Source organism: Rhizobium jaguaris (genome assembly GCF_003627755.1).
GTDB classification, from domain to species: domain Bacteria; phylum Pseudomonadota; class Alphaproteobacteria; order Rhizobiales; family Rhizobiaceae; genus Rhizobium; species Rhizobium jaguaris.
Map to the genome: position 1 here is coordinate 452,701 of NZ_CP032696.1, position 12,652 is coordinate 465,352.

Genomic DNA, 12,652 nt, shown 5'->3' on the forward strand with positions numbered 1-12,652 from the left:
CTAGCTTGCGAGCAGTTGACGGCGGCGTTCCAGCAGGCCCACGATCTGGGTGACTGGAAATGACACGGCAAAATAGATGAGAGCGACGACCGTGAAGGTCTCGATGGGACGGTAGGTCTCTGTCGCCAGCGACTTTCCTTCGTACATGAGATCGGCGATCGCCACGATGGCCACAAGCGCGCTCTGCTGGAAGATGACAATCCCGTTCGTCAGAAGCACGGGGATCGAGGCCCGGAACGCAGTCGGAAATACGATGTACATGACGCGCTGCCAGGGATTGAGCCCGAGCGCGATTCCTGCATCGAGTTGCTCCTTGGGAACCGCCTGGATGGAGGCACGATAGGCCTCGGCGTTGAACGCAGTAAGATTGAGCCCAAGCGCCATGACGCCCATGGTGATCGGGTCAAGAAAGACGTCGAACAGCATAGGCACGCAGTAGAAAATCCAGACAATCTGCACGAGTGCCGGCGTGCAACGGAAGAATTCCACGAACAGCATGAAGGGCAATCGCACCACGCGGTACGGACTCATCAGCAGCAGTGCAAGCCCGAAGCCGGCGACGATGCCGATGATGTTGGCCGCGGCGGCAAGTTCCAGCGAGACCACCAATCCTCTTAGTAGAGGTGCGAAAGACACGGAATTGAAGTCGAAAGTATAGTTCATGACCGCCTCCTCTATTGCTTGATGTGGAAGACGCGGTCGATGAACTCCTTGGTACGCTCCTCCTTCGGAGAGCCGAGCACCTGTTCCGGAGGACCGTCCTCGACGACAACGCCGCCCGCACAGAAGATCACCCGCGACGCAATATTCTTCGCAAACCACATGTCGTGCGTGACGATCATCATCGGCATGTTCTGCGAGGCGAGCTGCATGATGACGTGTTCGACCTCGCTGACCAGCTCGGGGTCGAGGGCCGACGTCACTTCGTCGAAGAGCATCAGCTTCGGATCGAGCATCAAGGCGCGGGCGATGGCAACACGCTGCTTCTGGCCACCGGAAAGTTGTGCCGGATAGGCCGTCGCCTTTGCACCGAGGCCGAATCTCTCAAGCAGGGCCTGTGCGCGGGCTTCCGCCTTGGCCTTCGGCTCGCCGCGCACCTTGCACGGCGCGAGGACAAGGTTTTGGATGACGTTGAGATGCGGGAAGAGCGTATAGTGCTGGAACACCATGCCGATCGAACGCCGGACTTCCGTGTCGATGACGGTCTTCTTGCCCCGTCCATCGGACGAGATATAGGGCTTTCCGTCAAAGCTCACGCTTCCGCTGTCGATTTGTTCAAGACCCATCATGACGCGCAGGAGCGTGCTCTTGCCGCCGCCGCTGGGACCAATGACGACGACGCGGTCGCCGGGCTTCATTTCGATGTCGATGCCCTTGAGCACCTGAATTGCGCCATAGCCGTAGCTTTTGTGCAGCGCCTGCATTTTCACGAGGGGTAGGCTGGAAGACATGGTCATGGCCGATCTCGGTTTGTCTGAAAGCGAGAACGGGCGCCGGCGGCGTGAGCCGACGCCCGGCTGGATCAGTTGGAACCCTTGAGGACCTGATCGACGGCTTTCTTGATGAGCGCGTCCACCTGGCCTGTCGCAACCTTTTCTTCCAGGAAGATGTTCACCACTTCGACGTCGGCAGCCGACATGTTATGCGGCAGGCCGAAAGACACACCCTGCTTGGCAAGCGCAGGGGTCGGGTTGAGTGCGACCGCCCAGTCGGGATTTGCCTGCGTAAGAAGCAGATTGGTGTCGGAGGCGTCGACCAGAACGTCGGCACGCTTCGAGGTCAGGGCCAGCCGCGTCTCGTCGTTGCCGGGAAGACGCATGATCGTGGCGTTCTTGACGGCAGCCGAGATGGCCTTGTCCTGCGCGGTGCCGGACATGACCGCCATGGTCACGCCTGCCTTGTCCAGATCGGCGACGGACGAAGCACCCTGCGGGATCTTGGGGTTATTCTTGTTGTAGGCGAGAGAGATCTGGTACTCCATCGCCGGGATCGAGAACTGCACGGCCATGGCGCGAGCCGGCGTCCGGTTCAAGGCCAACGACACGTCCCACTTGCCAGCCTGAAGGCCGGCCACGATGTTGTCCCACGTGGTGTCGACGAACTCGGGCTTCACTTTCAGAACCTCGGCGAATTCACGGCAAAGATCCGCATAGAACCCGGAGTACTCGCCCGTTGCCGGATCACGCATGATGTAGGGCGGAGCGACGGCGGCGCCGCACTTAAGCACGCCTGCTTTCTGCACGCCCTGCCAGTACCCTTCGGCCGTTTGGGCTTGAGCTGCGGTTATGGAAAGGCCTCCCACCAGGGCGAGCGCGGGCATCGCCCGCAGTGCGGACGTTATCATCTTCGAAAGCATCGGCATTCCTCTTTTGCTATGCGCGAAGCGCGTTGTTCCACTCGTCGGCTGAAGCCGTTTCTGTTGTTTTTTGTGTCGGCTACGTGTCGACTGGCTATTAGTTGTCAACAGGGTGTCGACAAAGTCAAGCGAAAATTTTATATTGCTGTGAAACTGGATTTCTGGCCCAATGCGCCTTCCGTGAGCGAAAGGGACTTAAGTGTCTGACGAAATTGAAGTGAAGCGAACCCGAGGAACGGGCTCGAGAAGCGTCTACGAAACACTGCGCAACGAGATCCTCTCCCTCGCGCTACCGCCGGGCCAACTGCTCGACGAGACGACGCTCGCTGAGCGCTTCAACATGTCCCGCGCGCCGGTCCGCGAAGCACTGATCCGGCTGGGGTCCGACGAACTGGTCGTGACCCTCTCGAACCGAAGCACGATCGTCTCGCCTATCGAGATCGCGACGTTTCCCAAATATGTCGAGGCTCTGGACATTGCACAGCGCATGAACACGAGGCTCGCTGCGGCACTGCGCACCGACGCCGACCTCAAGGTGATCGCCAAGCGCGACAAGGCCTTCGCGGCCGCGGTCAAGACCGGAAACCATCTGGCGATGTCGGAAGCCAACAAGGAATTCCACATGGCGATCGCCCATGCCGGCAAGAACCCGTATCTGGCGACGTTCTACGAGAAGCTTCTCTCCCAGGGCCAGCGCATGCTTCATCTGCATTTCGAGTATTTGGAAAGAACCCACGAAGGCTACCTTCTGACAGACGAACACAGCCAGATGCTGGAAGCCATCCGCGATCGGAATGTTGACCGCGCCGACGAGCTCGCTCACGCCCACACGCGCCAGTTCCAGCAAAACTTCATCAACTTCATGCGGGAGAACTACACGACCGACGTAGCGCTCGGGCCGCTCAAGGCTGCCGAGTAGAGTATGGCGATTTCAAGCATCGGCTTCGTCGGAACCGGAGCCATAACCGAAGCCATGGTCCGCGGAATCCTCGCTGAACCGCCCTTCACGGCACGAGTCTGCCTCTCCCCGCGTAACGAGCAGACCGCCGGCCGCCTTGCATCCGAGTTCGCACCCGTGGAGGTCGCAAGGGACAACCAAACCGTGGTCGATAGCACTGACCTTGTTGTCCTGGCGATACGTCCGCAGGTCGCCGAGGCGGTCGTCAAAGATCTCCTCTTCCGTCCAGGCCAGCTCGTGATCAGCCTCGTCGCGGCGACAGAAAGACAGACGCTGCTCGACTGGATCGGTGCGGACGTCCGTCTGGTTCAGGCAATCCCGCTGCCCTTCGTCGCCACCAGGCAGGGCGTTACGGCAATCTATCCTCCGGACACGGACGTCGCCGCGCTCTTCGACGCGCTTGGTGCCGCGGTGCAATGTGCGTCGAAGAAGGAGTACGATCTCCTAGCGGCCGCGAGCGCGCTGATGTCGACCTATTTCGGTGTGATAGAAGCTGCAACCGTTTGGCTTGAAGGCAACGGGTTGGAGAGATCGAAGGCGCAGGCCTATCTCGCGCCTCTCTTCGAAAGCCTGGCAAGACGCGCGAGCGAGAGTTCGAAGACCGCCTTCTCCGAGCTCAGCCGAGAGTTTGCCACCAGGGGCGGTTTGAACGAACAGGTGTTGGCCGATTTTCAGACTGAGGGCGGGGCCGCAGCGCTGCAGACGGCGCTGGACCGCGTGCTCGCCCGCATCGAGGGCCGCACTTAGAAGGTCGGCGGCGTGCAGGCGCTAATGACCTCACACGGGACCGGGCCCACACACCGGAAGCGATGCGGGCGTCGGCTTTCGAAGTAGTAGGCGTCACCCGGGCCGAGGATTTTCCGCTCGTTGTCGACCGTGACCTCAAGTCTTCCGGAAAGGACGATGCCTCCCTCTTCGCCGTCGTGGACCAACGGAACCTTCCCGGTGTCCGCACCCGGCTGGTAGCATTCCTTCAGCATCTGCAGGCTCCTGCCGAACATGCTCTCGCCAACCTGGCGGTAGGAGATCCCGCCCTTGCCGATTTCGACCAGTTCTTCTGACGCATAGAACGCCTTCCTGGGCGTTTCCGGCTCGAGCGCGAAGAACTCCGCCAATCCGATAGGGATCCCATCGAGGATGCGCTTCAACGCCCCGACCGACGGGTTCGAGTTGTTCGATTCGATCAACGAAATGGTGGAGTTCGGGACGCCTGTTTTCTTCGCGAGTTCCCGCTGGGACATGTTGTGGGCGGTGCGCACATAGCGCAGACGGTTTCCGATATCAATCGACATGGCCGGCTGTTCTGGTTGTTCAAGATAGACCAAACATTAGAATCGGAGCATCGATATTTCAATTGTTTACGCCACACAAGAAAAGGACTTGTTCGCTCTGCCGAAATGCCCGAATTCTTCACCGAGCCGAAGGAGGGCACGATGGACCAAATCAACATGAAGAACGAACCCGCACTCGACAACTTCTGGATGCCGTTCACGGCCAACCGCCAGTTCAAGGCAGCGCCTCGCCTGCTCGCCTCCGCCGAAGGGATGTATTACACCGATGTCGACGGCAATCGCGTTCTCGACGGTACGGCCGGCCTCTGGTGCTGCAACGCCGGCCACGGCCGCAAGAAGATATCGGAGGCGGTCGGGCGCCAGCTTTCCACGATGGATTTTGCGCCGACATTCCAGATGGGCCACCCGATCGCCTTCGACTTCGCAGCCAAACTTGCGAAGATCGCGCCCGGCGGTCCCTCTGCCGAGCTTGACCGCGTCTTCTTCACGGGCTCCGGTTCGGAATCGGTGGATACTGCCTTGAAGATCGCGATTGCCTATCAGCGGACAATCGGCCAGGGGACCCGCACCCGCATCATCGGCCGCGAGAAGGGCTATCACGGCGTCGGCTTCGGCGGCATTTCGGTCGGCGGCCTCGTGAACAATCGCAGGGTCTTCCCGCAGATCCCCGCAGACCATATGCGCCACACGCTCGACCTTGACCGCAACGCCTTCTCCAAGGGCCTGCCGGAACACGGCGTCGAACTCGCCGATGATCTGGAGCGCCTCGTCCAGTTGCACGGCGCCGAAACCATCGCGGCCGTCATCGTCGAGCCGATGTCGGGCTCGGCGGGTGTCATCCTGCCTCCGAAGGGCTATCTCGAAAAACTCCGCGCAACCGCCGACAAGCATGGAATCCTGCTGATCTTCGACGAGGTGATCACTGGCTTCGGCCGTCTCGGAACGCCGTTTGCGACCGACTACTTCGGCGTCGTTCCCGACCTCGTCACGACGGCGAAAGGCTTGACGAACGGTACCATTCCGATGGGCGCGGTCTTCGCCAGCCGGAAGGTCTACGATGGCCTCATGGTCGGCCCCGAGAACGCCATCGAGCTGTTCCATGGATACACGTATTCCGGCCATCCGGTCGCCTGCGCAGCGGGCATCGCGACCCTCGACATCTACGAGGAGGAAGGCCTTCTTACGCGTGCCGCCACCCTCGCCGACTACTGGCAGGACGCGCTGCATTCGCTGAAGGATCATCCCCACGTCGTCGACATCCGCAATCTTGGCCTCGTCGGCGCAGTCGAAGTCGCGCCTCGCGACGGCGCTCCGGGAACACGCGCCTATGACGTCTTCGTCGACTGCTTCCGGAAGGGTCTGCTGATCCGCGTGACCGGAGATATCATCGCTCTCTCGCCGCCGCTCATCGTCGAGAAGAGCGAGATCGACACGATCGTCTCCACGATCAGCGACGCCCTACAGCGCGTAGCATAATCGATCGTTGCTTGAACTAGGCCACGGCGGAAATGACACCATTGCTGCCACGCGGAGAGCGCGATGCGCGAAGGTCGTCCATTGGCAGGTTTGAACATGACGGCATTGTGCTTGTTTTCGCCCATTGCCCCCGTCAATCTTGCGGATTTCCGCACGCGATTATGTTGCGCTCCGGCGCTCGAGGAAAAATGCCTCACTATTTCAGGGTGCTGATCGAGCCACGGTCGGTTGGCATGCCATTTGCCCGATCGCTCTATAAGGCAGCGGCCGCTGTCGATCGTTGGAAAGGTGGGCTGGGAGGCCCGGCCTGTTGCCGGACTAGGCCCGCGTGGAGGATATCATGGCCGCACAACATTCCGCGGAGGTCCGCGGCAAGACACCGCTCCATCGGCATCTCTATGTTCAGGTCCTCGCGGCGATCGCTGCGGGCATCCTGCTCGGGTATTTCTATCCGGACGTCGGCACGGAGCTCAAACCGCTCGGCGATGCCTTCATCAAACTGGTGCGCATGGTCATTGCGCCGGTCATCTTCCTGACGGTGGCAACCGGCATCGCCGGCATGTCGGACCTGAAGAAATTCGGCCGCGTCGTCGGCAAGGCGCTTCTTTATTTCCTTGTGTTCTCGACGCTGGCACTGATCGTTGGCCTCATCGTCTCGAACGTCCTGCAGCCGGGTACCGGCATGCATATCAATCCCGCGACGTTGGACACAAAGGCCGTCAACAACTATGCGGCGCAAGCACATGACGCCTCCGTCGTCGGCTTCCTGATGAACATCATCCCGGACACCATCGTCGGTGCCTTCGCCAAGGGCGACATTCTCCAGGTCCTGTTCTTCTCGGTGGTCTTCGGCATCGCGCTGGGTGCTGTCGGCGAACGTGGCCGCCCTGTGTTGGATTTCTTGCAGGTGCTGACGGCGCCGATTTTCCGGATGGTATCGATCCTGATGAAGTTCGCGCCGATCGGCGCTTTCGGCGCCATGGCCTTCACCATTGGCAAATACGGCATTGGTACGATCGCCAACCTGGCATTCCTGATCGGCACCTTCTATCTGACGTCGCTGCTGTTCGTGCTCGTCGTGCTCGGGGCGGTCGCGCGCTATAACGGCTTCTCGATCCTGGCGCTGATCCGCTACATCAAGGAAGAGCTGCTGTTGGTGCTCGGCACCTCGTCTTCGGAAGCAGCATTGCCCGGCCTGATGAACAAGATGGAACGTGCCGGCTGCAAGCGCTCCGTCGTCGGTCTCGTCATTCCGACGGGCTATTCCTTCAATCTCGACGGCACCAACATCTACATGACGTTGGCAGCACTTTTCATCGCCCAGGCGACCGATACGCCGCTGACGTTCGGTGACCAGATCCTGTTGCTGCTGGTGGCAATGTTGAGCTCGAAGGGAGCGGCCGGCATCACCGGCGCCGGTTTCATCACGCTCGCCGCCACGCTCTCAGTCATCCCCTCGGTGCCGATCGCCGGTATGGCACTGATCCTCGGTATCGACCGCTTCATGTCCGAATGCCGCGCGCTGACCAATCTCGTGGGCAACGCGGTAGCCACCATCGTTGTCGCACGCTGGGAGAACGAACTTGATCGATCGCAGCTTTCCGCCGCGCTTTCAGTCCTAGCACCCGTTGACGCCAACCCCACGAATACCGAGCCGGCCGAATAATGCCTCCCAGGGCGACTACCGCATATTAGTGCGGTTTGGCGCGGTCCGGTTTCCAGATCGCGCCTCTTTTGTTTTATCGACAAGCGACGGCTTTGTTGCCTGCGCCGAGGAAGCCCCCTCCTCCCTCTATTGTCGGCTTCGCGACGCGCCGTTATTCGGCATAATTCCCAAAACGATGGCCATCAGGCCTTCGTCGTCCTGACCGGGATAGCGGCCCAGATTAGCATTGAGCCTGCCGTGGCCGGTGTTGATGGAAACGCTGTAGTATTCGCCGACCAAGCCCCTCGGGCGAAGCCTTCACGGGCCGCTTGACCGGCCTGGCCGGCGATGTCATGGAGCGAACAAATGGAAACGGCCCGGCTAGGGCCTCATAGCCGGTTGCCTCCGCCGCCGGCCGGCAAGCGATCGTGACCGCGCTCTATGCCGATGGCCCGAACGGAACGAATGATATTCGAGACATCCCGATCAGGTGGTCGTTTCCCACAGCATGCGATTAATCACATCACACGAGCGATCGCTATGGACTCTTAAGAACGCTATGTCCGAGATCCCATGGATTCACGAGTGCAACTCCCAGGCCCTCAAAATCTTTGATATTGCGCGTGACCAGCGTCATTCGACGGGTGAAGGCTGTCGCCGCGATATAGGCGCCGTTGATCGGTTTGGGATTGGGCACATGCCATTGGGCCGCCTGAACGGCCGCCGCCTCGTCCAGAGGCACGATGCGGCCGGAAAACGCAGTGAGAACGGTCTTTTCCAGCCAGTTGCGCAACACCTTGCCGGCGGCTGCATCATTATGTTCGACGAGCCGAACGCCGATCTCCAGCTCGTGCAAGACGACAGATGAAATGAAGGTCTCGGCCGGATCGACGGTTTCGTTCCAGACTACGATATTGAGATCAGCCTTGCCGCTCGCGACCTTGCGCAGTTCGGACACGACATTGGTATCGAGCAACAGCATCAGGATAGGTCGACCGGCCGGGCATGTTCCGTACGCTGCGGGAGCGGCAAGTCAACGCCTTCCGCTCCCGGCGCTGCCAGCATGTCACCGAGCGTCCGCACTTTCCCTGTCAGCCGCTTGTAGTCGTCGTACGACAGGAGAACATGCGCAGGCCGACCCCTGTCGGTGATGATCACAGGCCCGTCCTTGGTGGCGCGCTTTGCGCGTCCAAGGTCCTGATTAAGTTCTCGTCCTGATAGCGTGGTGACGGTCATGACGAGCCTCCAATAATTGTGGTTACGTAACCACATTTAATCCGCATGGGCCGGAATTGCAAGATACAGCCGCTGCGGGGCAGCATCGCAATCCTGAAACAATGAAGAAGATTGGAGAAATCAGCATAGCACCGGCCGTCGGCCGGGCTATCGGGAATTCTCGATGCGCAAGGAGCCGCACGAGCTTCAACATTGTGTCCCGAAGGGGAGCTAGACCGAGTGCCCCCGGTCTTTGCGCTCCGTTTTCATGGAAGGGGTGGGGAGTTTCGAGACGTGGGGCGCCAGGGCATCCTCGCACCTGGCCCGCGCCGCTGGATGCGCTCAGGGACAGGCAAGCGGCCGGATCGATATTGACATGGCATTGGCTCGGCGCGGCCTCTCCCTCGATCGAGACCTGCCTAAATCTGTCGTGAGGGTATGTCTTAGAAGAGCCTGAGCTACCCGGTCTTTTCGACATCAAAGGACGGTTCTTTTGATCCGACGGCGCTCGGTTTACCAGGCTGCACAACGTCAATGCCGGGCGCTTGATCGGCGACCGAAAGCCTCCTTCTTTCAGCTGGTCGAGCGTCCAGCCCCTTCTCTTCTCGATACGTCATGCACGTAGGCGAGCGTTCGCGCCGAGTGGCCGGAAACAAGAAGGGAGATGCGCTGGCAATGCTCAAAACATAGCCGACCGACGTTGTCTGACTGGCCTTCATGGGCTCCAAGAGCAATCTGGATGATCGAGATGCCGCATAGCAACTACGGCCCCTCGGTCTTCTTGATCTTTTGCCGAGAAGGCTTTTCGCCCGTCGTTATCTCGATCTCCGGCATGGAGCGCGCGGAGGATTGCGAGTTTTTCGGCGTTTTCTTCGACCGTGGAGATTTTTCGCGGGATCGATCTATATAGCCGCTTTCTCCTGCACCTTGAAGCAGCGCCGCATCATCCCGATCATCTTTGCCCTGCCGGTCTTGCGGCGTCTCATGCAGGTCGTCACCGTCCAGCTCATCGCAGGCTTGTTGCCAATGGCGCAGGTCCGCACCCTCCGGCCGGCCTTCGCTTTCCCAGATTTCGTAAGCACGGCGCTGGATTCGTTCGTGTCTGTCAACGGCCATGACATTCTCCCCCGAAGCAGAATAACCCTTTGAGAACGATCTGGAGAGGATTGCGGTTCCGTCGACACCACCTGGTGTCGACCATCGGTGGAATCTAGCGGATGAGGAACCCTCTTCTTCTTCATGTGAAGCGGCAGGTCGGTATACGGACCGCTTCTCGCTTAAGGCGTCTCGAAGGCGATATCAACGTCTCGATGTCGCAGAGCTTGGAAAGAGAGGTTTTTGACAATATTGATCTTCCATGATCCGCAATTCGCGATCGAACTCATCAATGATCCGCTGCACCCATGGCTCAACAACGGCGCCCGGCTCGGGCAGTTGCTCTTTATGACCGCGGCTATCTCGGAGAGATTTTCTCCGTTTGGGTGAGGCGTAAATTTCTCTGATCACGGGGGTTATCCGAATTGCTTCGAACGGACAAATGGATCGCAATTCATGCTGCAGCTCCATGGAAGGACCGAAAATTCAAAGTCGCTCCGTTCCGTCAGCACGAGCTCACCTCTCGATCGGCCAAATAAGCCTCGTTATTCTTATGGGTCGGACGGACGCGCGCTCGCGCGAGGAAAGGTAAGTGCCCCAGCGTGACTTCGGGCCTCAACGGATTTCGCAATTCGGGCTCGAGTGAGAGCGTGCTTGCCTCGATCGAATAGAGGCGATGATGCTGCATCAAGCCACATAAAGAAGGCTTAGCCTGAATTGGCATGATAAGCTCCTGGCCCAAGACCGAGGGCAAGCTGAGCTTGGTGACCTCCCAGCCCGTGGAAATTAATAGATCGACCAGCTTCGGGTGCGTTTCCACGATCAGCGAAGTAATGCCCGCAACGAGACAGAACTCCATCACTCCGGTCATCAAAACATGCGAGGCGGGTATGTGATTGATAAGTCCGGCGCCTTCGGCGGCGACGCACCGGGTCCACTCATAAATTTCCGGTGCACGGGGCCAGGCCTGGCCGTTCATGATATGAGGATAGATATCAGACAGGAGATGCGGCTCGGTCGTCGGCAGCAATCGAGAATATCCTACAACGGCATCTTCACAGAAAAGTACAAGATGAAGAGCCTGCTCATGATCGAACTGATCGATTTCGCGACCATCGCTTCTGCGAAGTGCTTCCCAGCCGAAGCGCTCTACGAATTGCTGGTGCCGAAAGCGCCAAATCTTCTCCATTGCCTGGGGATCCGACGCCGAACGACCTACGTAAAGCCTTATCATCTTTGCCCCTATTTTGGGCGAAACAGTGCACGATATTGCGCGCGACATAAATAAGTAGAATTACCCAGCTTCAGCGAAGGATTCCAACGCGAAAACTCTCCGCGATCATCTGCGCCGCATTAACGACATCAAGTTTGCGCTGCACATTCAAAATCTCATTCTGAATGGTTCGGTGGGAGCGTCCCAGAATTTCCGCGATCTCAATGGCTGTTTTGCCTGCCGCGCACCACTGAATAATTTCACGCTCTCGAGCAGTGATCCGCAATAGGCTTCTGTTTCGCGAACTCGCCTCCTTTGCTATCAGGCCACGCAACGCATTGTGGGCGTAGATCGACAAGATATGCAATGCGCCTCGAGCGGCGCTGGAGAGATCGACTTTTTCGGCACCGAACGTCACAATCGCCTGAACGCCGCTCGCTGTATGCAATGGCACGCTGTAGCCGTCTTTCATTTTGAATTCCCTGGCTTCGTTCATGACACGGCGTGCATGACGGCCAAGATCTTGGCCTCGCAATGCCTCCGACCAAACAAAAGCACCGTCCTGCATTTTACAGAGCTGAATAATGGGATCTGCGTGAACGTAATTCTTCGACAAATAGTGTTCAAACCATTCCAACGGCCATCCATTCAACATGAAGTAAGAATCGATACGCTCCGTGGCCAAAGGTATGCCGGATATAGCGAAACAATCAAAGCCGAAGTATCGTGCGGATCTGTCGAGTGAGCCGAGTATATCTTCCTTGCTCTTTGCAGTCGCGGTTTCCGACAGAAATTCGAACATTACTCTTGCGGTCGCCACAGCTTCGCTGTCCACTCGCCCCTCCCCACTATTTCAGATAGTCTATGAGCATATTAGCTGAAAGAAGTATTACTTTCATGACCACCGCCCAACGATCGCCGGCTGTATATGCTATTTTTATAAAACGTGAACATGAAAAGGGAAAATCTGCGGAGGAGACGGTTCGGTCTCGTACCCCACCGACATATATGCGGACAACGCACCGTCAGCGTTTCATTCGCATGGACAGGCAGCTTTGCCAGGTGGCCCTTCGATGCGCTCAAAGCTAAGCAATATTGCTTATTTACCGTTACGTGAGGTCGCTGTTAAAACCAACACAAGTAAGCAAATTGCAGCCAAAGGGCGCGGGCTTGCCGGATCTCAATGACGGTCCTCACTTGGAGGCATTGCCAGCGCAAAGGCATTGCCGGGCCGATCTTTGGTCATCTGGAAAGAAAATTTGAATAACGACGCCGGCAGGGTCGAACCTGCCGGCGTGAGGTCTGAGCGCTGACATCCGTTGAGAATTAACTCGCCGTCGCGGGAGATTTGAACATAGCTTGACGCGGCGCATATCGCGGAGCCTTGAGCTCCCCCGAAAAA

General features: G+C 58.6%; 13 protein-coding genes. 4 read left to right on the forward strand and 9 right to left on the reverse strand.

Annotation, left to right across the window (positions count from 1 at the left end; genetic code table 11):
• The 3 genes from CCGE525_RS36370 to CCGE525_RS36380 form a co-directional block, all read right to left on the reverse strand.
• Complete coding sequence (locus CCGE525_RS36370) at window positions 1–663, reverse strand: amino acid ABC transporter permease (protein ID WP_120709104.1); 663 nt, start codon at window positions 661–663, stop codon at window positions 1–3.
• 11 nt (window positions 664–674) lie between these two features.
• Entirely contained in the window at window positions 675–1,457 is a 783-nt protein-coding gene (locus CCGE525_RS36375) for an amino acid ABC transporter ATP-binding protein (protein WP_120709105.1), read from the reverse strand.
• Window positions 1,458–1,522: 65 nt separating this feature from the next.
• Entirely contained in the window at window positions 1,523–2,356 is an 834-nt protein-coding gene (locus CCGE525_RS36380) for a substrate-binding periplasmic protein (RefSeq protein WP_120709209.1), read from the reverse strand.
• Window positions 2,357–2,555: 199 nt separating this feature from the next.
• On the opposite strand from CCGE525_RS36380, the gene CCGE525_RS36385 reads away from it, so the two are divergent.
• Both CCGE525_RS36385 and CCGE525_RS36390 read left to right on the forward strand, forming a co-directional pair.
• A complete protein-coding gene (locus CCGE525_RS36385) occupies window positions 2,556–3,275 on the forward strand; it encodes a GntR family transcriptional regulator (RefSeq protein WP_120709106.1) in 720 nt (239 codons plus the stop codon).
• Window positions 3,276–3,278: 3 nt separating this feature from the next.
• Window positions 3,279–4,061, forward strand: coding sequence for a pyrroline-5-carboxylate reductase (locus CCGE525_RS36390; RefSeq protein ID WP_120709107.1), 783 nt, complete (start codon window positions 3,279–3,281; stop codon window positions 4,059–4,061).
• Here the strand turns inward: CCGE525_RS36390 and CCGE525_RS36395 are convergent.
• The gene (locus CCGE525_RS36395) at window positions 4,058–4,606 is read right to left on the reverse strand and encodes a cupin domain-containing protein (protein ID WP_120709210.1); all 549 of its coding nucleotides are present in this window, start codon (window positions 4,604–4,606) and stop codon (window positions 4,058–4,060) included. The genes CCGE525_RS36390 and CCGE525_RS36395 overlap by 4 nt on opposite strands.
• A gap of 141 nt (window positions 4,607–4,747) precedes the next feature.
• Between CCGE525_RS36395 and aptA the strand changes: the two genes are divergently transcribed.
• Window positions 4,748–6,082 carry an omega-aminotransferase AptA gene (gene aptA / locus CCGE525_RS36400; protein WP_120709211.1) on the forward strand — a complete coding sequence of 445 codons (1,335 nt, stop codon included), beginning with the start codon at window positions 4,748–4,750 and terminating at the stop codon, window positions 6,080–6,082.
• A gap of 340 nt (window positions 6,083–6,422) precedes the next feature.
• Window positions 6,423–7,748 carry a dicarboxylate/amino acid:cation symporter gene (locus CCGE525_RS36405; RefSeq protein ID WP_120709108.1) on the forward strand — a complete coding sequence of 442 codons (1,326 nt, stop codon included), beginning with the start codon at window positions 6,423–6,425 and terminating at the stop codon, window positions 7,746–7,748.
• A 517-nt stretch (window positions 7,749–8,265) separates the two neighbouring features.
• Here the strand turns inward: CCGE525_RS36405 and CCGE525_RS36410 are convergent.
• The 5 genes from CCGE525_RS36410 to CCGE525_RS36430 all read right to left on the reverse strand — a co-directional run bounded on the left by CCGE525_RS36410 (window position 8,266) and on the right by CCGE525_RS36430 (window position 12,085).
• Entirely contained in the window at window positions 8,266–8,709 is a 444-nt protein-coding gene (locus CCGE525_RS36410; protein ID WP_120709109.1) for a type II toxin-antitoxin system VapC family toxin, read from the reverse strand.
• Window positions 8,709–8,963: a type II toxin-antitoxin system Phd/YefM family antitoxin gene (locus CCGE525_RS36415; protein ID WP_120709110.1), complete on the reverse strand. Its 255-nt coding sequence runs from the start codon at window positions 8,961–8,963 to the stop codon at window positions 8,709–8,711. The genes CCGE525_RS36410 and CCGE525_RS36415 overlap by 1 nt, the downstream gene beginning before the upstream one ends.
• 741 nt (window positions 8,964–9,704) lie before the next feature.
• Window positions 9,705–10,058, reverse strand: coding sequence for a DUF2934 domain-containing protein (locus tag CCGE525_RS36420; protein ID WP_120709111.1), 354 nt, complete (start codon window positions 10,056–10,058; stop codon window positions 9,705–9,707).
• A 484-nt stretch (window positions 10,059–10,542) separates the two neighbouring features.
• Window positions 10,543–11,226: an acyl-homoserine-lactone synthase gene (locus CCGE525_RS36425; protein ID WP_120709112.1), complete on the reverse strand. Its 684-nt coding sequence runs from the start codon at window positions 11,224–11,226 to the stop codon at window positions 10,543–10,545.
• Window positions 11,227–11,341: 115 nt separating this feature from the next.
• Window positions 11,342–12,085 carry a helix-turn-helix transcriptional regulator gene (locus CCGE525_RS36430; RefSeq protein WP_120709113.1) on the reverse strand — a complete coding sequence of 248 codons (744 nt, stop codon included), beginning with the start codon at window positions 12,083–12,085 and terminating at the stop codon, window positions 11,342–11,344.
• Window positions 12,086–12,652: the final 567 nt, after the last annotated feature.